The sequence below is a fragment of the Rhodococcus sp. NPDC003322 genome (assembly GCF_053589555.1).
Genome location: NZ_JBSFSC010000002.1, coordinates 380,983 through 404,924, shown reverse-complemented (window position 1 = coordinate 404,924; position 23,942 = coordinate 380,983). Strand labels below are relative to the sequence as shown.

The window sequence follows — 23,942 nt, the reverse complement described above, 5'->3', positions numbered from 1 at the left end:
CCGGGTCAGCGCAGCAGCAAGGATCCCAGCCTCTGGGCGGCGCCCATGACGGCCTCGCCCAGCTTCTGTTCGTCGGACGAGTCGAACACCGAGACGCCGATGCTCACGAGGTCGGCGGGGCGACGGTTCGGAAGGGCCGCCGAGATGCCGGTGACGGAATGGGTCACCTCGCCCGAGGTGACCGCGAACCCGCGCTCACGAGCGCGGGTGACCTCGGGGCGTTCGCCGTCCCGCGGCGGGAGCACCGCGAGCATCGCCAGACCCGCCGATCCGCGGTTGATGGGGTCGATCTGACCCGGATGGAAGCCGACGTGGGCGCGGGAGTTGCGGGGTTCGATGACCATCAGTGCGCGGACGGCGTCCACACCTTCCCGGACGGCGAGGTGGGCGGTCGCGGAGGTCACGTCCGCGAGTTCCTCGAGCACCGGACGTGCGAGCTCGCGCAGATCCTGTTCCACCGAGCCGGCGAGCGTGACGAGTCCCGCGCCGAGCAGGATGCGCTTGTTGTCGGTGCGTCGGCAGACCCGGTGGGCCTCCAGGGTGCGGACGAGGCGGTCCGCGACGGTCCGGTGCACCCCGATGCCGTCGGCGATCTCGGTGATCGTCAACCCGTACTTGTGCTGCGTCAGCAATTCGAGGATCTCGAGGCCGTTGTACAGCGTTTTCGACATTCGCGCGTCGAGCGGGACGGCTCCCGTTCTCCTTGCATTTTCGGTCGTGTGCTCATCGGAACGAGCCGATGTCATGGATCCCTCCCTTGACGCATGTGAGGCGAGCCACCTACGCTTCACCTTAATCGCACTAGCCGTTCGATTATCGCACACATCGTGTGACGGTGCAATCCCGATCGGGATGTACCGGCGAATGACCGAGGAGTTCGTTTCAATGACCGGGACCGGTATCACTGGCGCTGCCGACATCGCCGCGGCCGTGTTCGTGGAGATCCACCAGCTCTACGGTCGCCAGAGTCACCTCATCGACGAGGGGCACGCGGCTCGGTGGGCGGCCACATTCACAGCGCAGGGGGAGTTCCACTCGCCCAGCTACCCGGCCCCGGTCGTCGGAACGGTCGCGCTCACCGAGTTCGCGCACGGGTTCGTCGCGAACGCGGCCGCTGCAGGCGAGGCGCACCGGCACGTCCTGACCAACATCGACGTCGAACCCGGCGGAGACGGTGAGCTCGACGTCCGCGCCTACCTGCAGATCGTCGCGACGCGGATCGGCGGTGAGTCCCGCCTCGTGCGATTCACCACTGTCACGGACCGTGTGGTGCGAGAGGACGGCCAGTGGCGCATCGCGCGCCGCACCGTCCGGCGAGACGACCAGGCCCGACCGGCCTGACCGTCGACCCCCTGCGAGGCCTCGGCATGCGAGTGCCTCGAACCTTTTGTAGAACATTGCTTTTGGAGGAACACCCGATCATGGCTGACAACGCTGACACCCAGAACCCCGGCCGCACCAACGCGTCTCAGATGACCGCGCGATACCCGGAGATGGCCGGCAAGGTCGCCGTCGTCACCGGCGCCGCCCGCGGGATGGGCGCGGCCTTCGCTGCCGGTCTCGCCACCCGCGGCGTCAACGTCGTCGGCGCCGACATCAACGAAGAGCAGATGGCGGCCAGCGCGCAGGAGATCAACGACGCCCTCGCGGCGAACTCGATCGCCGACGTTCCGGGCCGTGTCGTCGGTGCCCGCGTCGACGTCACCAAGGCCGACGAGCACGAGGCCCTCGCGCAGACCGCGCTGAAGGAGTTCGGCCGCATCGACTTCTGGATCAACAACGCCGGCATCTTCCCGTTCGGGCTCGTGCAGGACATCTCGCCCGAACAGATCTCCGCCGTGCTCGACGTCAACGTCGAGGGGGTGCTGTTCGGCTCTCAGGCTGCGGCACGGCACATGGTTCCCGGCGGCGCGATCGTCAACATGTCGTCGGTCTCCGCTGTGCGCAACCGCCGTGGCCGCGCCGCCTACTGCACGTCCAAGGCGGCTGTCGCGCACCTGACCCAGTCGCTCGCGGTCGAGCTGGGCGACAAGGGTATTCGCGTCAACGCGATCGCCCCCGGCTACATCGACACCGAGATGACCCGCTGGGTCCAGGAGGATCCCGTCGCCCTGGCGAACGCCCTGGACTCCGTGCCGCTGCACCGGCTGGGTTCGCCCGAAGAGGTCTTCGGTCCGATGCTGTTCCTGCTGTCGGACAGCGCCCGCTACGTCACCGGCCACTCCATCGCCGTCGACGGTGGGTCGCGCCATGTCTGATGCCGTTTCGTACCCCGGAGTCGTCCTCGTCACCGGCGCCGCCGGCGGCATGGGCGCCAATCATGCGAAGGCGCTCGCCGCGCGCGGTGTGCACGTGTGCGTCGCCGACGTCGCGGACACCTCCGCGGTCACGGCCGAGATCGAGGCCGCCGGAGGCAGTGCGTCGGCGCACGAACTCGACGTCGCCGACTCCGCCGCATGGACTCGCGTGATCGGCGAGATCCGTTCCGTCAAAGGAGAACTCGGTGGCCTGGTCAACAACGCCGGTATCAGCCGTCGGCGCGAGTTCATGGACACCCCGGACGACATCTGGGAGTTGACCATGCGGATCAACCTGTTCGGCCCGTTCTACGGGATGAAGGCCGCCGCACCGCTGATGCGGGAGAGCGGCGGCGGATCGATCGTGAACATCTCGTCGATCTCCGGCCAGGTCGGCTACTTCTCGCCGGCATACGCATCGAGCAAGTGGGGGCTGACGGGGCTGTCGAAGTCGGCGGCCGGACAGTTCGCGCAGTGGGGCATCCGGGTGAACTCCGTGCACCCCGGACTGGTGGGCACAGCCCTCGTCGGGGGAGCCGACGCCTTCGTCAAGGCCTCGCTGGAGAGCATTCCGGCCGGACGCATGGGCACCGTCGACGAGATCACGAACGCGGTGCTGTTCCTGCTGTCCGACCGATCGACGTACATGAACGGCAGCGAGGTCACGGTCGACGGCGGCCTGGTGTCCAACGGGCTGTACCACCGCATCCTCGCCGAAACGGAAGGAGTCCTCTCATGAGTGAAGACAACTGGGACGTCGTCGTGATCGGCGGCGGCGGAGCGGGACTCGCGGCCGCGGTGTCCGCGGCCGAGCAGGGCGCATCGGTGCTGCTGTTCGAGTCGCAGACCGAACTGGGCGGCTCGACGCAGCTGTCGGCGGGCCTGTTCACCGCCGCCGGCACCAGTGTCCAGCGCGGCCTCGGCATCGAGGACACCGCCGAGAAGTTCTTCCAGCACTACATGGATCTCAACCACTGGATGCTCAAGCCGGGTCTGGTCCGGGCGTTCTGCGAGAACGCCGGTCCCACCCTGGAGTGGCTCATCGAACTGGGTGTCGAGATCCCCGCCCGGGAGTCGGCCAACGCGCACATGCCGGGTCTGGCTCAGGCGGGCGTCGAGGACGTCTGGCGTGGTCACGTGCCCAAGGACCAGGGCTACGGGCTGGTTCAGGTGCTCGACAGGGCCCGTCGCGACCAGGGCGTCGAGGTCGTCCTGAACACCCGCGTGCGGTCGCTGCTCGTCGAGGACGGCCGGGTCGCCGGTGTCGTCGCCGACGACATCGAGGTCCGCGCGTCGTCGGTGGTGATCGCCAGCGGCGGGTTCGCACAGAACAAGGACCTGGTCGACAAGCTCTATCCGTTCGCGAACCGGGGCGGCGACTCGCTGTTCGTCGTGGCCGCGGAGGGTAGTCAGGGCGATCATCTGGCCTTCGGGAAGCAGGTCGACGCCGCCGTCACCGGTGAGGGCTGGGGCCTGATGCTCCCGACGGCCTACTTCCAGCGCCACCACCACTGGCAGTCCGGCTTCCCGCCCAAGTCACGGATCTACGTCAACGGCGACGGCCGCCGGTTCATGGACGAGGACGCGTCGTACGCGGTGTCCACCGGCATCATCGACGCACAGCCGGACGGCGCCTGGGTCGTGTTCGATGAGAATGCTCGCGTGAATCTTCCTGTGGGATATACTGATTGGGCTCCGGAGCGGATTCTCGACGAGGCCGACGCCGGACGCACTCTCCGAGCGGACACGCTCGGGGACCTTGCCGCCGTGATGGGCGTGCCCGCCGATGCTTTCGAGGCGGCCGTCGCGCGGTGGAATGATCAACTCCCCAACGGTGTCGACGACGACTTCCTGCGTCATCGCACCCTCTCGAACAAGGGATCGACCGCCCACCCGGACCCGATCGACCAGGGCCCGTACTACGCCGCCCGGTTGCTGCCCGCCGAACTCGTGTGCACGCACGCGGGGGTCGAGATCGACAGCAACGCATCGGTACTGGATCGGACCGGTCGTCCGGTCGCGGGACTCTTCGCGGCCGGCGAGGCCGGAGCCGGCATCCTCGGTCTCCGGTACGTGGGCGGCGGCAACGCCGTGGCGAACGCCCTCACGATGGGCCGGATCGCCGGAATGAACGCCGCGCGCACCGCACGCGGCGAGTCGACGACATCGACGGCACTGACAACTGCAGGAATCTGACACCGAGCGTGTTGCGCACCAGACACTTACAAAGGACCATCCATGACAACGAACGACATTGTGGAGCCCGCGGTTCGTAACCCCGGGCCCGCCCGAGGACCGGATCCCGTGCAGACCCAGACCGAGCCGAAGCAATCCACCGTCAAGGTGGTGCGCGCGGCCATCGTCGGCACCGTCGTCGAGTACTACGACTTCGGCATCTACGGCTACATGGCGACCATCATCGCGTCGCTGTTCTTCGTCTCGGAGAACGACACCGCCGCCCTGCTCGGCACGTTCGCGACGTTCGCGGTCGCGTTCTTCCTGCGGGTGCCCGGCGGCATCTTCTTCGGCCACATCGGCGACAAGTACGGCCGCAAGAACGCCCTGTCCTGGACGATTCTGCTGATGGTCGTCGCGACCGCGGCGATGGGCATGATGCCCACGTATGTCACGCTCGGCGTGTGGGCAACGGCGATCCTGGTGCTGGCCCGATGCCTGCAGGGCTTCGCGGCCGGTGGCGAGTTGGGCGGCGCCAACGCCTTCGTGTCGGAGTCCGCTCCGGCCAAGTGGCGCGCGTTCCAGACCTCGATGGTCAACTCGGGCACCTACCTCGGATCGCTCGTGGCGTCGCTGACCGCGCTGGCGCTGACTTCCGTGTTCACGCACGACCAGATCATGTCGTGGGCGTGGCGTATCCCGTTCCTGCTGTCCGTCGTCATCGGCGTGATCGGCATCTGGATCCGTAACCACATGGAGGACACCCCGCAGTTCAAGGAACTCGAGGACAAGGGCGAGACCGCGAAGGTGCCGGTCAAGGAACTGCTCACCAGTTCCGGTCCGGCACTGGTGAAGATCATCTTCCTCGGTGCACTCATCACGGGTGGCTACTACATCGCGTCCGTGTACGCCGCGACGTACCTGCAGAAGGCCGGCGGCCAGTCGTCCACCGTCGCGTTCCTGTCCACGTCGCTGGCCCTGGTCCTCGGTGTCATCACGCTGCCGATCGCGGGCTACCTGGCCGACCGCTACGGCCGCAAGCCCGTGCTGTTCACCGGCACCGTCGCCGCCGTCGTCCTGGGCGTCCCGATGTTCATGCTGATGGCGGGCGGCAGCATCTGGCAGGCGGTCGTCGGCCAGTCGGTCCTGTTCATCGCGGTGTCGGTGGTCAACGGTGCGTCGTACGTGACGTACGTCGAGATGCTCAAGGCATCGGTCCGCTACAGCGGCCTCGCCCTGGGCAACAACATCACCAACATGGCGCTCGGTGGCACGGCACCGTTCATCGCGACGTGGCTGATCGACATCACCGGCAACAACCTCGCGCCGGCGTTCTACTTCGTGTTCTGTGCGCTGCTCACCCTCGGTGCGATCTTCTTCGTCAAGGAGACCAAGGGCATCGAGCTCCGCGTCGACTAGTCCGGTCCCGTCGGGCCCTGCCGGTGGCGACACCGGCAGGGCCCGTTCGTACGAGAGGAGCTGCGCATGTCGCTCATCGACAAGCAGGAGATCACCGAGGTCCTGTACCGCTACGCACGGGCGGTGGACCGCAAGGACTTCGACCGCGTCGCCGACTGCTACTTCCCCGACGCGATCGACAACCACGGCGGATACATCGGCACCGTGGACGGCCTGATCGAGGACATGAAGGCCCGGCACGCGACCATCGACTCGTCCCTGCACTACGTCACCAACGTGCTGATCGAACTGGACGGCGACACGGCGAACGTCGAGTCGTACTGCCTGTGCTACCTGCGGCAGGTTCCCCAGGTTCCGGGCGGTACGCAGGCGCGGGCCACCGTCAAGTGCCGCTATGTCGACCGCTTCGAACGGCGCGACGGGCAGTGGCGCATCGCGGACCGCATCGTCGTGTTCGACGAGTCCGTGACCGAGGAGATCGAGGACGGCCTCGACTCCCACTGGGTTCGCTCCCGTCGGTCCCTCGAAGACCCGGTGTTCACGGGGAAGCCCTGACCGGCAACAGTTCTGGAGCGATGATGACGGCAGCGCCGGCACCCTGTGGGTGCCGGCGCTGCCGTATCGGGTGCTCGACCGGGGTGAAATGCGGTCAGGCGACCTCGTCCAGGTCGACGCCCTTCGTTTCCCTGCTGAACAGGAGTGCGGTCACCGTGATCGCCATCGTGACCACCAGATACCCGATCACCGTGCCGACGCCGAAGTTCTCGATCAGCCAGACCGCGATGAACGGGGCCGGGGCCCCTGCGATGATCGACGAACCCTGGAACACCAGCGACGACCCGGCGTAGCGGTAGCGGGTGGGGAACAGCTCGGTGATCCAGGCAGCCTCCGGGCCGGCGAGCATGCCGTGGAAGAAGGCGCCGACGCAGACACCGACCCACAACAGCGTCAGGCTCTGCTGCTGCACAAGCCAGAAGAACACGGGGGCCCACACGACGAGGACCACCGCAGGCACGAGCATCGCGACGCGGCGGCCCACCCGGTCGGACCAGGCGCCGCCGCCGATCATGCCCACGAACTGGAACAGCGACGCGAACGTGACGGCCAGGATGACGTCGCCACGCGGAAAGCCGTGATACGTGGTGGCGTAGGCGATGACGAACACGGTGTAGACGTAGAAGGCGATGTTCTCGCCCAGGCGCATGCCGAGGCCGATCAGGACCGGGCGGGGATGCGACAGGGCCTCGAGGATGCTCGACCGTTCCCGGGCGGCAGGGGTCTTCTCGGCCTGCGCCTGCGCGGCCTTGAAGACGGGGGACTCCTCGACTCCGCGGCGCACCCAGAAACCGATGACCAGCAGCGGGATCGCGAAGAGGAAGGCAACACGCCACCCCCACTGGTCGAACGCCTCGTCGGACAGGAACACTCCGATGACCGTGATCACGATCGTCGCCAGGACCGTGCCCATCGGGGCCCCGGCCTGCGGCCAGGACGCCCAGAAGCCGCGCTTCCTGGGCTCGCCGTACTCACTGACCAGCAGCACCGCGGCGCCGAACTCGCCGCCGAGCGCGAAGCCCTGGATCATGCGCAGCGCCACCAGCATGACGGTCGCCCAGATGCCGATCTGGTCGTACGTCGGCAGCAGGCCGATCGCGGCGGTCGCGGTGCCCAGCATGATGAACGTGACGACCAGCATCGGCTTGCGGCCGAACCTGTCACCGAGATGACCGAACACGATGCCGCCCAACGGGCGGGCGACGAAGCCGAGACCCTGCGTGGCCAGCGCCAGCAGCAGCTTCGCGACACCGCTGTCGCCCGGGAAGAACAGCGGGCCGAGGACGGTCGCGGCGAGGATGCCGTAGATCGCGAAGTCGTACCACTCGAGCACGGCGCCGGCCATGCTGCCGGTCAGGACGCGCTTGAAGCTCGACTTGGGTGGCTGGGCGGTGTCGGTCGTGCCCGGCGGCACGGCGACCCCGGTGACGGTCGGAGATCCCATGACGGATCCTTTCGGGTGCTGGAGATTCTGGAGGGGAGGTGGGTCAGAGCGCGAGGGTGATCTTCTTGCCGCACGCACGTGAGCAGCAGGTCATCATCGACTTGTTCTGAGCCCGTTCGGTTTTGGTGAGAACCATGTCGCGGTGATCCACCTCGCCGTCGAGGACGGGGGCTTCGCACGATCCGCACAGCCCCTCCTCGCAGTCGCTCTGGATATCGATGTTCGACGCGCGCAGGGCGTCGAGAACCGTCTGGTCGGCCGCCACCTGGACGGTGAGCCCCGAGTCGCGCAATTCGACCTCGAACGCGTGCTCGTTGGCCGGATCGAGCGTCGCCAGGTTCGACGTGAAGTGCTCGACGTGGAGGGACTCCTCCGGCCAGTGCACGGTGGCCTCCTCGAGGGCGGAGAGCAGACGCTCCGGTCCGCACGAGTAGATCTGGGTGCCGGGGGCCGGCGTCGCGAGCAGCGCCGGGATGTCGAGGCGGGTTCCGGCGGCGCTCGAGTGGATCTCGACCTTGTCGCCGTGATCGGCGGTGAGCCGGTCGAGCAGTGCCATCGTCGCGACATCGCGTCCGCAGTAGTGGATCTCGTAGTCCTTGCCGGCCGCCTTGGCGTGGTCGGCCATCGCGATGACCGGGGTGATGCCGATGCCGCCCGCGACGAAGACGTAGCGCTCGGCGTCCGCGTCGAGCTTGAAGTGGTTGCGCGGGCCACGCATCTTCAGGACGTCGCCGGCCTGCAGGGTGTGGTGCACGTAGCGCGATCCTCCGCGGCTCTCGGGCTCCTCGAGCACGGCGATCTCATAGTGCGACAGGTCGTTCGGGTCACTGCACAGCGAGTACTGCCGCGACAGTTCACCGAGTTCGAGGTCGACGTGTGAGCCCGGGGTCCACTTGGGCAGCGGCCTGCCCGACGGATCGGACAGCGTCACACGCACGACGCCGTCGGCGGCGGGGGTGACGGCGTCGACCGAGACGGTGCGCGAGATGTTGGTCTTCGACGGCTCACCGATCTTCACCGGCTGACGGTTGTCCAGGATCGACGGATCGGCACGCTCGGGGTTCTCGGACGGATCCCACTGCACCAGAACGTGATCCGGACCGCGGAACGACGTATTGGGCAGGTAGGTGAACTTCTGGTCGGGGACCAGTTCCATGTGCGGGAGTCGCTTGGTGAACTCCTCGAGGAAGATCTGCATCTCCATGCGGGCCAGGTTCTTGCCCATGCACTGGTGGCTGCCGTAGCCGAACGTCAGGTGATCGCTGGAGTTCTCGCGGCGGATGTCGAAGTCGTCGGCGTCCTCGAAGTGACGTTCGTCGTGGTTCGCGGACGAGGTGACGATCAGCAGCTTCGATCCCTCGGGGATGTCGATGCCGCCGATCGTGGTGTCGGCGGTGACGAGGCGGCGCCACGCGGCGACCGAGCCGGAGTGTCGCAGGCACTCCTCGACGGCGCCCGGGATCAGGCTCGGATCGGCGCAGATCTCCTCCCACACGCCGCGGTTCTCGAGCAGCAGGCGGAAGGCGTTGGCCGACGCGTTTGCTGTGGTTTCGTGTGCCGCAACGATTCCCGCCATCATCATCGAGTGCAGGTACGAGTCGGTGACGACGTCGGGCTGCTCCTGCTGGACCCGGATGCCGAACGGCATCCAGCCGTGGCCGGACGGATCCTTGCGCATCTTGTCGAGCACCTGGCCGGCGTACTGCCAGAACTTGCCGACGGCCTCGGCGACCGCGACCTGCTCCTCGACCGCCGGGCGCCCCCACGTGTTCACGGTGTGCGCGATCGAGTAGCTGCGCAGCTCGTCCATGTCCTCCTCGGGCACGCCGAGGAAGTGCAGCGCGACGGTGAGCGGGACCTCCCACAGCATTTCGTCGACGAGGTCGGCCTCACCGGTCTCGATGAAGCGGTCGACGTACTCGCGGGTGAGGCGACGGACCATCGGCTCGTGGTGGACCAGTTCCCTGGGGGTGAACGGGTCCATCAACACGCGTCGGCGCGGCATGTGCGCGGGCTCGTCCTCGTTCACCAGGGTGCGCGCCATCGCGTAGTCGTACTTGGCGAGCGTCGCCGTCGCCTCGTCGGAGACGGGGGTGATCTTCTCGAGCGCGATCGACGGCGAGAACAGGATGTTGTCGCGGAAGACGGCCTTGACGTCCTCGTATCGGGTGACGACCCAGTAGCCGATCTCGGGGCTGTAGAACACCGGCTCTTCGTCGCGCGACCAGCGCAGTGACGCCGCGGGGTCCACCTGGTACGGACCGGTGAAGGGATCGAAGGCGGCGGCATTCGGGGAAACCGGGCAGCCCGCGCTCTGTAGGGCCTTGTGATCGATTGGGCACGCGCTCATGACTTTGAATCTCCGTTGGTCTTGAACTCGCTCTGAACTGCGAAGTTACTAATAACGCACACTCTGTATCGGTGAGCGAACTTCGCACAGAGTAAGTGCGGTCACATTCGGGGTCAAGTGCGGTCCGGAGAACAACGCAGGCGGTCCGTTCTGCGGCTTTGCGTTGTTCTGCCGGCGTCGGCCGGCCGCAGGGAGGGTGCAGGGTGGGCGCAGGGCAGGGCCTGGCGAAGGTGTGACGATCAGGCCGCGGCGGGCCCGAGTGGGAGCGTCAGACGCTGATGAGGTGTTCGATCTCGCGGGCGGTGCGTAGTACCGCGTCCGCGGCTCGGTCGGTGTCGAGGCCGTCGATCGCGACGACCCCGACGCTGCGCTCGAGGCCGGTGCTGGAGCCCGCGCCCTGCGGCAGTGCAATGCCCGCGGCGATGCCGACGGCACCGTGTTCGAGCTGTCCGCGGGTGAGGCTGTAGCCGTCGGCCCGGGCCCGGCGGACCTCGTCGGTCTCGCCCGGCGCCTCCGGGCGCAGGGCGAGGATCGCGATTCCGGCCGCGCCCCGGTCCAGTGGATGGCTGCTGCCGACGCGGTAGCCGACGCGCAGCAGGGTGTCCTCCGGTTCGGCGACCATGATCACGACGCAGTTCTGGCCCTGAGCTGCGGAGACGAACGCCGTGGCGCGTGTCTCGTCGGCGAGTGCGTGCAGGAGGGGCTGGACGTCGCTCGCGAACTGTGGTTCGAATCGTGAGGCGAGTACCGCAGCCGCGACACCGAGCCGGATCCGGCCGTCGGCGGTGCGCGCGACGAGGGAATGCTCTTCGAGGGTGGCGACGATCCGGTAGCAGATGGCCCGGTGGACGTCGAGTTCCCGGGACAGATCGGCGACCGAGATGCCGGAGGGCGACTGGGCGACGATGTCGAGCGCGCGCAACCCACGGTCGAGCGTCTGCAGCGTGCTCATGTTGCGTCCTGTTCTCGGATCGTCGCCGGTAAGTCGGTAGGAGTCCTTTGTACAGACTCTCTCGGTGGCGGCGGTAACCCCTGGGGCGTGGCGATTCGCCGCCGTGAACGCCCGCGCCGGCAGGCGGCGAGCGAGCGCCGAAAAATAATTCACAGATATATTAGTTGGGTGACTGATGAGACGAGCGGGGCGCCGCCCGCCACCGGGATAGTGTTGGCCCCATGAGTGGGGACGAAGCGCGCGGCGGGGCAGGGGAGTCGGCGACGGCGTCCCCCGGCTCACTCGACTTCTGGTCGTTCATCGACCTCGCCAATCGGCGGCTGAGCACCGAGTTCGGCGCCACGCACCAACTGGCCACGCAGGTCTTGCTGACGCTCAACCGGGCCGCCAACGTGGTCACCTATGACCTCGAGTCCTCCGTGCATCGGCCCCGCGGGCTCTCGTGGTCGGCGTTCCGGCTGATGTTCGTGACCTGGCTCGCCGGCCCGATCGAACCGAAGAGCGCGGCCAAGCTGACCGGTATGAGCCGCGCGGCCGTGTCGAACCTGACGAAGACCCTGGAAGCGGGCGGCCTGCTCGAGCGGACGCCGGACGAGCGCGACGGTCGCTCGGTGCAGCTGTCGCTCACGGAGAAGGGGCGCGCCGAGATGGCCGCGACCTACCGGGAGCACAACGAACGCGAGTACGCGTGGGCGAGCGTGCTGACCGAGGCCGAGCAGCACGTGCTGGTCATGCTGCTCGACAAGCTGATCACCAACCGCAGTCAGTTCGACGTCCGCGGCCGTAACTGACCCCGACTGCGCGTCCGTGGTTGCACCCATGCCCACAAAATAGTTAATGTGTTTACTAACGCGATGACGTGAGCCGGGGGCGGGCCGCACGCGGCTCCGTCGATGCGTCGACAAGCAGACCGGTGCCCGCCAGAGTGGAAGCCGGGGAGATCTCAGACCCAGGAGGCCGTCATGGCGTTCTACCGACAGCTCGGCAACGTCCCGCCGAAGCGGCACACCCAGCACCGCGACGAGGACGGGCAGCTCTACTTCGAGGAGCTGATGGGCGAGGAGGGGTTCTCCTCGGACTCGTCGCTGCTGTACCACCGCAACATTCCGTCGGCGATCGTCGACGCGACGGTGTGGGACCTGCGCGACCAGACCACCACCCCGAACCATCCGCTCAAGCCCCGGCACCTCAAGCTCCACGACCTGTTTCCCGAGCAGATCTGGGCCGAAACCGATGTCGTCACCGGCCGCAGGCTGATCCTCGGCAATGCCGACGTGCGCATCTCGTACGTGGTGGCCGCGAAGGAATCGCCGCTGTACCGCAACGCGATCGGCGACGAGATGGTGTACGTCGAGTCCGGCGAGGCGATCGTCGAGACCGTGTTCGGCGCGCTGCGCGCACGACAGGGCGACTACGTGCTGATCCCGATGTCCACCACCCACCGTTGGCTGCCACAGGGCACGGAACCGCTGCGCGCGTACGCGATCGAGGCCAACAGCCACATCGTCCCGCCGAAGCGTTACCTGTCGCGCTTCGGTCAGCTGCTCGAGCACGCGCCCTACTGCGAGCGGGACCTGCACGGGCCCGCCGAGCCGCTCGTCGCCGAGGGCGCCGACGTCGAGGTCCTGGTCAAGCACCGCACGTCCCACGGCATCGTCGGCACCCGCATGGTGTACCCGACACATCCGTTCGACGTCGTCGGCTGGGACGGCTGCCTGTACCCGTACACGTTCAACATCTCCGACTACGAGCCCATCACCGGCCGCGTGCACCAGCCGCCGCCGGCGCACCAGGCGTTCGAGGGCAACAACTTCGTCATCTGCAACTTCGTGCCCCGCAAGGTGGACTACCACCCGCTGTCCATCCCGGTGCCGTACTACCACTCGAACGTCGACTCCGACGAGATCATGTTCTACTGCGGCGGCGACTACGAGGCGCGCAAGGGATCGGGCATCGGGCAGGGCTCGATCTCCATCCACCCCGGCGGCCACGCCCACGGCCCGCAGCCGGGCGCGTACGAGCGCAGCATCGGCGTCGAGTTCTTCGACGAACTCGCCGTCATGGTCGACACCTTCCGCCCGCTCGAACTCGGCGAGGGCGCCCTGGCCTGCGAGGACGAGGCGTACGCGTGGTCCTGGGCCGGGCGCGGACCGCAGGCGGGGGAGGGCGCACAGTGAGTACGATCTCACCGCTCCTGGCCGGGCTCTGCGACGACGCCGCGCTGTTCCCCCCGGGTAACGCACCCCTCGAGTCCGCGGTACCCGCGCACTTCGCGCACGAGGACAGCGCGCACGCCGACCTAGTGGGGCCGTTCGTCTTTCCCGCGACCCGGCTGGTCGAACTGCCGGCCGTGCTCGCCGACCGTGGCGGACGCACCCTGCCGGTCAGTCTGACGGTGCCGGGCGGCACCGATTTCGTGCCGCAGGCGATCGAACAGTTGCGCGCGATCGACGGTGCAAACCTGGTGGCCCTCGAGATCGCGGTGCCGATCGACCAGTCCGTCGCGGACCTGTTCGCAAGCCTGCACGAAATCTCCTCCACCGCAACGGGAGTGGACATCTACGTGGAGGTTCCGCGAGACGATCGCCGCGCCGATATCCTCGCCGCGCTGCCCGCCGCCGGGTACCGGGCGAAGTTCCGCACCGGCGGTGTCGTCGCCGACGCCTACCCGGACGAGGTGGAACTGGCGAAGGCCATCGACGACGCCGTCTCCCTCGGCGTGCCGTTCAAGGCGACCGCCGGACTGCATCATGCGGTGCGGAACACCGATCCCGACACCGGATTCGAGCAGCACGGGTTCCTGAACCTGATGCTCGCCACCCACCTCGCCGGGACGGGCGCGGGCACGGACGCCATCGCCGCGGCGCTCTCGGACCGGGACGGCGCCCGACTGGCCGCCGCGCTCGGCGCGCTCTCGGGCGATGCCGTCGCCGCGCTGCGCGACCGCTTCCGGTCGTACGGCACCTGCAGCATCTCAGACCCGCTCTCGGACTTGACCGCCCTCGGCCTGGTGTCCGACCCAGAATCCCCCGCAGTCGACGAAGGAAGCCCCGCATGACCGTCATCCCGATCCCCGACGACTCCCTCTTCGGCGTTGACAACCTGCCGTACGGCGTCTTCTCCACGGCCGGAACCGATCCGCGGGTCGGTGTGCGTGTCGGCGACCACGTGGTCGACCTCGCGAAGGCCCTCGGCGACGACGTGTTCGCGCAACCGACCCTCAACGCCTTCATGGCGCAGGGCCGTGTGCGGTGGGATGCGGTTCGTGCGCAGATCACCGACCTGGTCGGCGGTGAGATCGCCGACGACGCGGTGCTGCCGGTCGACGCGGTCACGATGCATCTGCCGATCGCGGTGGCCGATTACGTCGACTTCTACGCGTCCGAGAACCACGCCTCCAACCTCGGCCGGCTGTTCCGCCCGCAGAACCCCGACCCGCTCATGCCGAACTGGAAGCACCTGCCGGTCGGCTACCACGGCCGCTCGTCCACCGTCGTCGTGTCGGGCACGGACATCGTCCGTCCGTGCGGCCAGCGCAAGGCTCCGTCCGACGACGCACCGACGTTCGGCCCCTCGCTCCGCCTCGACATCGAGGCCGAGATGGGCTTCATCGTCGGGGTCGGCTCGCCGATGGGAGCCTCCATCACCCCGGATCAGTTCGCCGAGCACTGCTTCGGTGCGGTGATCCTCAACGACTGGTCGGCGCGCGACATCCAGGCGTGGGAGTACGTGCCCCTCGGTCCGAACCTGGGCAAGAGCTTCGCCACGTCGATCTCCGCGTGGGTCGTTCCCCTGGCGGCCCTCGAGGCCGCCCGTATCGACACCCCGGTGCAGGACCCGACGCCGCTCCCGTACCTACAGGGTGACGAGAAGTGGGGCCTGGACATCGATCTGGCGGTCGAGTGGAACGGTGACGTCGTCAGCCGTCCGCCGTACGCGCAGATGTACTGGTCGCCCGCGCAGATGCTGGCGCACACCACCGTCAACGGCGCCGCCGCCTCCACCGGCGACCTGTTCGGCTCCGGCACCATCTCCGGTCCCGAGAAGGACCAGCGCGGTGCCTTCATCGAATTGACCTGGGGTGGAGCGGAGCCCGCCACCGTCGCGGGAGAGGAGCGCACCTTCCTGCACGACGGCGACGAGGTGTCGATCTCGGCGACCGCACCCGGGGCGAACGGCGGGCGCATCGGCTTCGGCGAGGTCCGCGCCCGCATCCTGCCCGCCACCGGCGCCTGACGCAGACAGTCCCGCCGGCCCGTCGCGGGCAGGCGGGAGTCGGGAGGTCGAGTCGCTTCAGTCCCGGGGCAGGAGCGACTCGGCCGCATACCGCGCCGCCTTCACGAAATTGTCCGCGAGGTCGAAGCCCGGATCCTGCCGCCAGTAGCGGATCGTCGAGACGTAGATCGCGGCGACCATCTGCGCGAGGAACCGTGGCGGGTAGTCGGTGCGGACCTCGCCGCGCGCGATGCCCGGATTCAGGATCCGCAGGAGCTCGTCGTTGAACAGTTCGGTGCGCTCCACACTGATCGTGGGCGAGGCGAGGTCCCGTTCGAACTCGCCCGTCACGGCACGCAGGTAGCCGGGCAGGTCCTCCGTGGCCCGCACGAAGTCGGTGAAGACGCCGACGATTCGCTCCTCCGTCGTCAGGTCCCGGCCCAGGAGGTCGTCGATCACCGCCGCCAGCGAGCTCATGTGACTCGCGTACAGGGCAGCCAGCAGGTCGTCCTTGCTGGGGAAGTAGTTGAAGAAGGTGGCGCGGGAAACGCCGGCCAGGTCCGCGATGTCGTCGACGGGCGTGCCGACGACGCCGCGCTGAGCGAACAGGGTCCGGGCGGCGTCGAGCAGTCGGCCGCGCGTCTGCAGCTTGTTCAGTTCGCGGCGGCCGAGTGTCGTCGGTTCGTTCACTTTCTCCAGCATCTCCCCTCCGGACACCCCACCCGAGAGCGATCACGGCCCGGTTCGGGGTGCCAGCCCGGGATGCGTGGCACCCGCCAGTTTCGGCTCACGGGCGTGTCCGTGTCCAATTTCGCGAATCCACCCCAGAAATATAGACGCGAGTCTATCTTTAGCCTCAGAGTCCAGAAATCAACTGATCCGTCGTGGCCGACGCGGCCGCGGTGGCATCGGGCCTGGGCTTCGAACCCGGACTTCGGAGGAGGCGCCAGTGGGCGGATCGATCGGGCCACTCGTGGCGGCGGACGAGCACTTCAACCATCAGATCGTGGACACCTTCGCGACGGTGTCGCAGAGTGACCACGCGTGGACCGAGAAGGTCTGTCTGATGGCCGCCGCGAAGGACGGATCGCTGCAGATCGGATTCGGCTTCGGTAAGTACGTCAATCGGGGCGTCGTCGACGCGTACGCCGGTGTGGCACGCGGAGTCGAGCAATGGACGGTACGCGCCAGCCGCGCGCTGGCCGCCGATCCGGACTCGGTGGACGTGGGCCCCATTCGGTACGAGATCGTCGAGCCGCTTCAACGGATTCGCGTCGTGCTCGAACCCAACGACGTCCAACCCGTCGCGTTCGACCTGCTCCTCGAGGGGGCCGTGCCCTGCGTCGTCGAGGAGCGTGAGGATCGTCGGAACATCACCGGCAATCGCCGCACCGCGGACCAGATCCGGTACCACCAGACCGGAATCGTCGCGAGCGGATGGATAGAGGTCGACGGTGACCGCATCGACGTCGGTCCCGAGGGCTGGATCATGACGCGTGACCATTCGTGGGGAGTGCGCCCCGGGGTCGGCGACGACATCGGCGACCTGGCGCCGGACCCCACCGAGAGCCACACGCCGCGCGTCCTGGCGGTCTGGAACCCGCTGTACTTCGAGCATCCGGACGGCGGCAGCTACGCCTTCCACCAGTACCTCCTGCGCTACGAGGGTCCCGGCTACTCGCACAAGCTGGCGCAGGGCGGCTTCGAGTACGCGGACCGGCCCCGGGACCTCGTCACGGACATCGACCCGATCATCGAATTCGACTCCCGGAACAACCGCTTCCTCGGTGGGACCTTTCGTCTCACCATGGCCGACGGGCGTGAGCGTCTCCTGGAGGCCGAGCCGGTGTCCGACACCGGCTTCCACTTGGGTGCGGGCCACTACCTGCGACCGAACGGAGACCGCGGGGGATCATGGAAGGGTGAGTTCTTCATCGACGGAAGCTATTTCGCCGACACATCCACCCCCGAGAGTGTGGCGTCGCTCAACCAGTTCCGCGACTGCGTCATTCGGGTCAGGGACATCGAGACCGGTGCGACCGGCTGGGGGAACCTGCAGACCTGGGTCGGTGGCGCCTGGCCGGAACTCGGACTACCAGAAGGATGAACCCGTGACGTCGGCCGGCTGAACCGGTGACATCGAGCCGGGTCGCGAAACTGTGACCCGGCCGGTCGTCGTCTCGCGGTGGTCTCCCGCGGAACACCAGTAGAGATGATCCAATTTCGTTGACGTACAAGTGGATTAGCTGCTGTACTCGACTCGGGATCGCGGACTGTGGCCACCGTCGCGGCGCGAATCGAGAACTTCCCAGAACATGCGAGATCGCCGATTCGGGTCTCGTCGTTCGATCCGTCCGCCCCGCAGGAGGGGCGGACGGTACCCCGTCCGAGGTCCGGAGGATGTGACCCGGGCTCCCTTCATCGTGAGAACTGGAGATACGGGCATGACCACCGAGAGCGCGATGCCGGAAGGCGCGGAACAGAACATCAAGACCACCGAGACCGACCTGGAGCAGCTGCGCCGGCAGCTGGAGGGATGGCTGGGGGAGCGGCTCGGAGCCGACGAGCCGCCCCGCGTCCACAACGTGAGCCGCCCTGGTCACTCCGGAATGTCCAGCGTATCTGTTCTTTTCGACCTCGACTGGAAGCAGGGCGGAATCGAGCACACGGACCGGTTGGTCGCCCGGCTCGCGCCCGAGGCATCCGCGTTCCCGGTCTTCCCCGGCTACGATCTGCGGCACCAGTTCGGCGTCATGGCCGCGGTCCGCGACCACAGCGAGGTTCCGGTCCCGAACGTGCGCTGGGTGGAGACGTCCGCCGAGCCGCTCGGCGCCCCCTTCCTGGTGATGGATCGGGCAGGCGGAGCCGTGCCGGTGGACAACCCGCCGTACGTCTTCGGGGGGTGGCTGCACGAGTTCGACACCCAGGCGCGGAAGTCCCTCCAGGAAAACACCATCCAGGTTCTCGCGAACATCCATGCGATCGACGATCCGGCGGCGAAGGTGCCGTCTCTCGGTGCGGCAGGCGGGGAGTCCAGCCTGCGTCGGCACTTCGAGAACGAGCGCGCGTACTACGAGTGGACCCGCCGTGACGACGGCCTCCGCATCCCGGTGCTCGAGCGGGCCTTCGACTGGCTCGAGGCGCACTGGCCCGCGGAGCCGTCGCCCGACGTGCTCTGCTGGGGCGATTCCCGGATCGGCAACATCATGTACGCGGAGACCGTTCCGGCCGCGGTACTCGACTGGGAGTCGGCGGTGCTCGCGCCTCGTGAGCTCGATCTCGGGTGGTTCCTTTTCTTCCACCGCATGTTCCAGGACCTGGCCGAGCAGTTCTCGCTGCCGGGCCTGCCCGAGATGTTCACCCGCGCCGATGTGGTGGACCGGTACGAGAAGGTCGCCGGCGTTCAGCTGCGTGACCTCGACTTCTACCTCGTGTACGCCGCGCTCCGCCACGGAACCGTCATGTCGCAGATCGCCCGCAGGCGTGTGCACTTCGGGGAGATGGAAGCCCCCACGAACCCCGACGAGTATGTGCTGCATCACGCCATGCTCGCGCAGCTGATCGACGAAACATACGAATGGGAGAAGCCGGCCCGATGAAGCCTGTTCTGCTCGACGAGTACCCGGTACACCAGTCGCCGTTGTCGATGGCGCGGGTGGCGTCCACCGACCGGAACTTCTACGACCGCAACTACTTCAACGCTCACGACCGCACCGGTGATGTGTACCTGATCTCCGGATTCGGCGTCTACCCGAACCTCGGTGTCACCGACGCCTTCGTCACGGTGCGCCACGGGGACACTCAGGTGGCGGTGCGCTTCTCGGATGCGCTGGAGGAGCGCTCGATGGAGAGCCGGGTGGGCGGCTACCGGCTCGAGGTGATCGAGCCGCTGCAGAGAATTCGGCTGATCTGCGAGCACGAAGAACTGTCGTGCGACATCACGTGGGACGGGTCGTTTCCCGCCGTGCTCGAGGAGGCACACGTCCTGATGTCGGGACCGCGTCCGATTCTCGATGCGTCGCGTTTCGCGCAGGTCGGAAGCTGGGCCGGCACCCTGACGGTGGGCGGGCGCGACTTCACCGTCGACCCCGAGACGTGGATGGGTACGCGCGACCGTTCGTGGGGTATCCGCCCCGTCGGTGAGTCGGATCCGCAGGGGCGCATGACCTACGAGGCCCGTGGTGGCCACTACTGGACCTACGTTCCGCTGCGGTTCGACGATTTCGCGCTCGTGGTGATCGTTCAGGAATCCCAGGACGGACATCGGACCCTCAACCACGCGACCCGTGTCTTCGCCGACGGACGCATCGAGCAGCTCGGCTGGCCGCGGGTCGAGGTCAACTATCGCAGTGGCACAAGGCATCCGGAGACCGCGCGACTTCATCTGACGACACCGTCGGGTGAGCCTCTCGTCGTGGACATCGAGAACCTCGGCTTCATCTCGCTCAGTCACGGCGCCGGGTACGGCGGCGATCCCGACTGGACGCACGGTGAATGGCGCGGAGAGAATTGGTCGTCGGCCACGACATTCGACACCACGAGCCCGGAGTTCCTCGGCAGGCTGCCCTACAGCACCATCGACCATGTCGCGAAGGCAACCATCGACGGTCGGGTGGGCTGGGGGATGTTCGAGCATGCCGTCATGGGCCGGCACGATCCGTCGGGCTTCGTCGGCTGGGTCGACATGGCACCCTGAAACGAGACGTCCTCGAAATCGCTTCCACAATGCAAAACGGCCCCGCCCGACCTGTCGGTCGAGCGGGGCCGTTCGGTGTTCGGCGTCAGCCGGCCATGTGCTGGGCGGCGCGGTACGAGAACACCATCGCGGTGCCCAGGGGAACGCCCGGACCGGGATAGACCTTCTGGCTCAGCGACGCGGAGGTGTTGCCCGCCGCGTAGAGGCCGTCGATCGCGGTGCCGTCGGCGCGCAACACGCGACCGTCGACGTCGGTGACCAGGCCGCCCTTGCAGCCGAGGTCCGACAGCACGATCCGGGCCGCGAAGAACGGTCCGGTCTCGATCGCGGTCAGCGCCTTGTTCGGGTTGCCGTTCGGCGGGCAGAAGAAGTTGTCGTACGGGTCCTCGCCCCGGTGGAACGACTCGTCGACGCCGTGCTTGGCGTAGTCGTTGAACTGTTCGACGCTGGTGCGCAACGCATCCGCGGGCAGGCCGGCCTTCGCGGCCACCTCCTCGAGGGTGTCGCCCTGCACCCAGGTGCCCGCATCGAGGTGCTTCGCGGGCGCGGTGTTCGGGATGCTGATGCCGGGCAGGCCGCCACGCTCGCGCGAGTCGAAGATCATCCATGACGGCACGGCCGCGCCATTTCCGTTGTGCGCGTGCATCGCCCGGCCGAACTGGTCGTACGGCAGCGACTCGTTCAGGTAGCGTTCGCCGTTCGCGTCGACGACGATGCCACCGCGGATGCCGACCAGGAAGGCCGCGGTGCCGTCCGGCTGCTCGACGCCCGGGCAGAACCACGCCTGATCGAGCAGTGCGGTCGCGCCGCCCGCGGCGACGCCGGCCGCGATCGGTGCACCGGTGTTGGCGCCGATCGGGCCCATCGACCACTCCGCCTTGCCGGGGGTGCCGTTCGCCGCGCGCGCCTGCGCGTTGGCCTCGATGCCGCCGGCGGCCATCAGCACACCGCGGTTCGCCTTGATCCGGATCGGCTGCCCGTCCTGCTCGGCCTCCACGCCGACGACGCGGCCGTCCTCGACGACCAGTCCGGTCATGGCGACGCCGGTGCGCAGGTCCGCGTTGCCGGTGCCCGCGACCGCGGCCAGCAGGCGCCCGACCAGGGCGCGGCCGCCGATCAGCTTGCCCGGCGCGTGGCCCTGCCCGGTGCGGTCCTGGTCCAGCTCGGGTCGGACCTTGGCGGCCAGCTCGCCGATGCCGGCGGGGTCGAGGTCGAGCGGGTTGATCGACCGGCCGGTGTCGAGGCGTCCGTCGGCCTTGTAGTAGTCGGGGAACGCCCGGAACTCGAAGTCGATGTTCGGGTTCTGCTCGAGGAACTCGACGACCGCAGGCGCGGTCTCGACGTACGCGTCCTGCCGCTCGCTCTCGACGTCGCCGAGCAACGCGCGCAGGTAGGTGCGGGCCAGCTCGGTCGAATCGGGCAGCCCGGCGCGCTCCTGCACCTGGGTGCCGGGCAGCCAGATCGAGGCGCCGGAGTACGACGAGGTGCCGCCGAACAGGTCGGTCTTCTCCAGCACCACCGTCCGCAGGCCACGCGTGGCCGCGGTGTAGGCGCCGGTCAGGGCTCCGCCACCGGACCCGACCACCACCACGTCGTATTCGTCCGTCCAGTCCTGCATGTCTCCAGCTACCTCCATCACATCGAGTGTGGGTGACAGGCAATCGCAGGCGGGCGGGCCGGACAGGCCGGCTCCCACTGAGCGGAACGGGAGTCCGGGCATCCTCTACAGGTGTCAGGATCTACCCTCATTCCGTCGGAAGTTGAAGAAGTGGGGGACCAGAGATGCCGAGGCTTGCGGAGGTGCGCGACGCAGCCGAGCCGAGCTCGGTGGAGCAGCGGGCACGGCACGGCCGGATCCTGAAGGTCGCCGCCCAGTTGGGGGCGGAGAAGGAACTCGAGCGCGTGCAGATGCAGGAGGTCGCCAAGCGCGCCGGCGTCGCGATCGGCACGCTGTATCGCTACTTCCCGTCGAAGACCCACCTGTTCGTCGCGGTCATGGTGGACCAGATCGAGCGGATGGGCACCCAGCTGTCCCGGCGGTCGCGGACGGGCATGTCGCCCGCCGACGCCGTGTTCGATGCACTGCTGCAGGCGACGCGGGCGCTGCTGCGCACCCCGCTGCTCGCCACCGCGATGATCCAGTCCGCCGCCACGTCCAACGCCGCGACGATCCCCGACGTCGCGAAGATCGACCAGCAGTTCGACAAGCTCCTCCTCGACGCAGCCGGGATCGAGGAGCCGACGATCCGGGACGTGACGGTGCTGCGGCTGGTGGTGGCCCTGTGGTTCGGGCTGATCCAGTCCGGGCTCAACAGCCGCACCTCGATTCCCGAGATCGAGTCCGACCTGCGGATCGCCTGCGACCTGCTGCTCGCCGAGTTGTCGGGCACCCCGAACTGACCTGCGCCTGTCGGCGCAAGACCTTCCCGCACCGAGCCGCCGCCCACCGTCCATCGGACGCTGGAGGCGGCTCGTCTCGTCCGGTGGGACGGCCCGGACATTGCCCTCTCCGCAGAAATAGAATACGTTTCAGAAAACCGTCTTCTCAGGGGAGCAACAATGAGCAACGTCGTCATCGTCGAGGCCGCGCGGACGCCGATCGGCCGTCGTCGTGGTCAGCTGGCCGGGGTGCACCCCGCCGTGCTGCTGGGTGCCGCCCAGAAGGCGCTCCTCGACCGCACCGGGCTGCCCGCCGACCAGGTCGGCCAGCTCGTCGGCGGCGCCGTGACCCAGGCCGGTGAGCAGTCCAACAACGTCACCCGCCAGGCATGGCTGCACGCCGGACTGCCCTTCACGACCGCCGCGACCACCATCGACTGCGCGTGCGGCTCATCGCAGCAGGCCGTGCACATGGTCGCGGGCCTGATCGCGTCCGGGCAGGTCGACGCGGGTATCGGCTGCGGTGTCGAGGTGATGAGCCGCGTGTTCCTCGGTCAGGCCAACGCGCCCGGCACCGGCAACCCGTACCCGGACGACTGGACCATCGACATGGGTGACCAGTTCACCTCCGCCGAGCGGATCGCCGCGAACCGCGGCATCACGCGTGCGGACGTCGACGCCCTCGGCCTGGAGTCGCAGCGGCGGGCCGCGCAGGCCTGGGCCGAGGGTCGCTTCGACCGCGAGATCGTCCCGGTGCAGGCCCCGGTCGTCACCAAGGAGGGTGAGCCCACCGGCGAGGTTGCAACCGTGACCCGCGACGGCGGCCTGCGGGAGACCACCGCCGAGGGCCTCGCCGCCCTCAAGCCGGTGATCGAGGGCGGCATCCACACCGCCGGCAACTCCTCGCAGGTCAGCGACGGTGCCGCGGCGGTTCTGCTGATGAGCGAGGAGAAGGCCCGGGAGGCCGGACTGAAGCCGCGGGCCCGGATCCTCGCGTCCACCCTGGTCGGCTCCGACCCGTACTACCACCTGGACGGCCCGATCGAGTCCACTCGGGCCGTGCTCGACCGCACCGGGATGTCGCTGTCGGACATCGACATCGTCGAGATCAACGAGGCGTTCGCCTCGGTCGTGCTGTCCTGGGCGCAGGTGCACAAGGCGGACATGAGCAAGGTCAACGTCAACGGCGGCGCGATCGCGCTCGGTCACCCGGTCGGGTCCACCGGCTCGCGGCTGATCACCAGCGCGCTGCACGAGCTCGAGCGCTCGGACCGTTCCACCGCGCTGATCACCATGTGCGCGGGCGGCGCGCTGTCCACCGCCACCATCATCGAGCGCATCTGACCGCCCTCCCGGTCGAGTGAACGGAAGCGTTCGCTCGATCCACTCGACCGAATGTTCCGTTCACTCGGACGAGCCCGGGATCGGCACTAGAATTTCTTCTACTTAAGGACCCTTTG

General features: G+C 68.0%; 21 protein-coding genes. 15 read left to right on the top strand and 6 right to left on the bottom strand.

What is annotated here, in order from left to right; all coding sequences use genetic code 11:
• Window positions 1–5 precede the first annotated feature (5 nt).
• Window positions 6–671: an IclR family transcriptional regulator gene (locus ACWDUM_RS08305; RefSeq protein ID WP_450113066.1), complete on the bottom strand. Its 666-nt coding sequence runs from the start codon at window positions 669–671 to the stop codon at window positions 6–8.
• A gap of 214 nt (window positions 672–885) precedes the next feature.
• On the opposite strand from ACWDUM_RS08305, the gene ACWDUM_RS08300 reads away from it, so the two are divergent.
• From ACWDUM_RS08300 to ACWDUM_RS08275, 6 genes are all read left to right on the top strand, one after another.
• On the top strand, window positions 886–1,341 hold the full coding sequence (locus tag ACWDUM_RS08300; protein WP_450133593.1) for a nuclear transport factor 2 family protein: 456 nt from the start codon (window positions 886–888) through the stop codon (window positions 1,339–1,341).
• An 80-nt stretch (window positions 1,342–1,421) separates the two neighbouring features.
• Window positions 1,422–2,258 (top strand): SDR family NAD(P)-dependent oxidoreductase, encoded by an 837-nt coding sequence (locus ACWDUM_RS08295; RefSeq protein ID WP_450133592.1) that lies wholly within the window; start codon window positions 1,422–1,424, stop codon window positions 2,256–2,258.
• Window positions 2,251–3,036, top strand: coding sequence for an SDR family NAD(P)-dependent oxidoreductase (locus ACWDUM_RS08290; RefSeq protein WP_450133591.1), 786 nt, complete (start codon window positions 2,251–2,253; stop codon window positions 3,034–3,036). Before ACWDUM_RS08295 ends, ACWDUM_RS08290 begins: the two co-directional genes overlap by 8 nt.
• Window positions 3,033–4,493, top strand: a complete 1,461-nt coding sequence (locus ACWDUM_RS08285; RefSeq protein ID WP_450133590.1) for an FAD-dependent oxidoreductase — start codon at window positions 3,033–3,035, stop codon at window positions 4,491–4,493. Before ACWDUM_RS08290 ends, ACWDUM_RS08285 begins: the two co-directional genes overlap by 4 nt.
• 108 nt (window positions 4,494–4,601) lie before the next feature.
• The gene (locus ACWDUM_RS08280; RefSeq protein ID WP_450133589.1) at window positions 4,602–5,891 is read left to right on the top strand and encodes an MFS transporter; all 1,290 of its coding nucleotides are present in this window, start codon (window positions 4,602–4,604) and stop codon (window positions 5,889–5,891) included.
• Window positions 5,892–5,957: 66 nt separating this feature from the next.
• Window positions 5,958–6,446, top strand: a complete 489-nt coding sequence (locus tag ACWDUM_RS08275; protein ID WP_450133588.1) for a nuclear transport factor 2 family protein — start codon at window positions 5,958–5,960, stop codon at window positions 6,444–6,446.
• Window positions 6,447–6,540: 94 nt separating this feature from the next.
• Here ACWDUM_RS08275 and ACWDUM_RS08270 read toward each other — a convergent pair whose 3' ends face one another.
• The 3 genes from ACWDUM_RS08270 to ACWDUM_RS08260 form a co-directional block, all read right to left on the bottom strand.
• Window positions 6,541–7,890, bottom strand: coding sequence for an MFS transporter (locus ACWDUM_RS08270; protein WP_450133587.1), 1,350 nt, complete (start codon window positions 7,888–7,890; stop codon window positions 6,541–6,543).
• 43 nt (window positions 7,891–7,933) lie between these two features.
• Window positions 7,934–10,240, bottom strand: coding sequence for a cytochrome P450 (locus ACWDUM_RS08265; protein WP_450133586.1), 2,307 nt, complete (start codon window positions 10,238–10,240; stop codon window positions 7,934–7,936).
• Window positions 10,241–10,508: 268 nt separating this feature from the next.
• A complete protein-coding gene (locus ACWDUM_RS08260; protein WP_450133585.1) occupies window positions 10,509–11,192 on the bottom strand; it encodes an IclR family transcriptional regulator in 684 nt (227 codons plus the stop codon).
• Between the two features lie 221 nt (window positions 11,193–11,413).
• On the opposite strand from ACWDUM_RS08260, the gene ACWDUM_RS08255 reads away from it, so the two are divergent.
• The 4 genes from ACWDUM_RS08255 (at window position 11,414) to fahA (ending at window position 15,428) form a co-directional block, all read left to right on the top strand.
• Window positions 11,414–11,983: a MarR family winged helix-turn-helix transcriptional regulator gene (locus ACWDUM_RS08255; protein ID WP_450113056.1), complete on the top strand. Its 570-nt coding sequence runs from the start codon at window positions 11,414–11,416 to the stop codon at window positions 11,981–11,983.
• A 171-nt stretch (window positions 11,984–12,154) separates the two neighbouring features.
• Window positions 12,155–13,369, top strand: coding sequence for a homogentisate 1,2-dioxygenase domain-containing protein (locus ACWDUM_RS08250; RefSeq protein WP_450133584.1), 1,215 nt, complete (start codon window positions 12,155–12,157; stop codon window positions 13,367–13,369).
• Entirely contained in the window at window positions 13,366–14,250 is an 885-nt protein-coding gene (locus ACWDUM_RS08245; RefSeq protein ID WP_450133583.1) for a hypothetical protein, read from the top strand. Before ACWDUM_RS08250 ends, ACWDUM_RS08245 begins: the two co-directional genes overlap by 4 nt.
• Window positions 14,247–15,428: a fumarylacetoacetase gene (fahA, locus tag ACWDUM_RS08240; RefSeq protein WP_450133582.1), complete on the top strand. Its 1,182-nt coding sequence runs from the start codon at window positions 14,247–14,249 to the stop codon at window positions 15,426–15,428. Before ACWDUM_RS08245 ends, fahA begins: the two co-directional genes overlap by 4 nt.
• Window positions 15,429–15,485: 57 nt before the next feature.
• Here fahA and ACWDUM_RS08235 read toward each other — a convergent pair whose 3' ends face one another.
• Window positions 15,486–16,109 carry a TetR/AcrR family transcriptional regulator gene (locus ACWDUM_RS08235; protein WP_450133581.1) on the bottom strand — a complete coding sequence of 208 codons (624 nt, stop codon included), beginning with the start codon at window positions 16,107–16,109 and terminating at the stop codon, window positions 15,486–15,488.
• 247 nt (window positions 16,110–16,356) lie between these two features.
• Here ACWDUM_RS08235 and ACWDUM_RS08230 point away from each other — a divergent pair, with 247 nt between their 5' ends.
• The 3 genes from ACWDUM_RS08230 (at window position 16,357) to ACWDUM_RS08220 (ending at window position 20,103) form a co-directional block, all read left to right on the top strand.
• Window positions 16,357–17,514, top strand: a complete 1,158-nt coding sequence (locus tag ACWDUM_RS08230; RefSeq protein ID WP_450133580.1) for a hypothetical protein — start codon at window positions 16,357–16,359, stop codon at window positions 17,512–17,514.
• A 337-nt stretch (window positions 17,515–17,851) separates the two neighbouring features.
• A complete protein-coding gene (locus ACWDUM_RS08225; protein WP_450133579.1) occupies window positions 17,852–19,006 on the top strand; it encodes a phosphotransferase family protein in 1,155 nt (384 codons plus the stop codon).
• The gene (locus tag ACWDUM_RS08220; RefSeq protein ID WP_450116957.1) at window positions 19,003–20,103 is read left to right on the top strand and encodes a hypothetical protein; all 1,101 of its coding nucleotides are present in this window, start codon (window positions 19,003–19,005) and stop codon (window positions 20,101–20,103) included. Before ACWDUM_RS08225 ends, ACWDUM_RS08220 begins: the two co-directional genes overlap by 4 nt.
• 85 nt (window positions 20,104–20,188) lie before the next feature.
• Here the strand turns inward: ACWDUM_RS08220 and ACWDUM_RS08215 are convergent, their stop codons facing one another.
• The gene (locus ACWDUM_RS08215) at window positions 20,189–21,721 is read right to left on the bottom strand and encodes an FAD-dependent oxidoreductase (protein WP_450134185.1); all 1,533 of its coding nucleotides are present in this window, start codon (window positions 21,719–21,721) and stop codon (window positions 20,189–20,191) included.
• Window positions 21,722–21,885: 164 nt separating this feature from the next.
• On the opposite strand from ACWDUM_RS08215, the gene ACWDUM_RS08210 reads away from it, so the two are divergent.
• Together ACWDUM_RS08210 and ACWDUM_RS08205 are read left to right on the top strand one after the other, a co-directional pair.
• Window positions 21,886–22,503 (top strand): TetR family transcriptional regulator, encoded by a 618-nt coding sequence (locus tag ACWDUM_RS08210; RefSeq protein ID WP_450116956.1) that lies wholly within the window; start codon window positions 21,886–21,888, stop codon window positions 22,501–22,503.
• A 159-nt stretch (window positions 22,504–22,662) separates the two neighbouring features.
• On the top strand, window positions 22,663–23,826 hold the full coding sequence (locus ACWDUM_RS08205) for a steroid 3-ketoacyl-CoA thiolase (RefSeq protein WP_450133578.1): 1,164 nt from the start codon (window positions 22,663–22,665) through the stop codon (window positions 23,824–23,826).
• The last annotated feature ends 116 nt before the right edge of the window (window positions 23,827–23,942 follow it).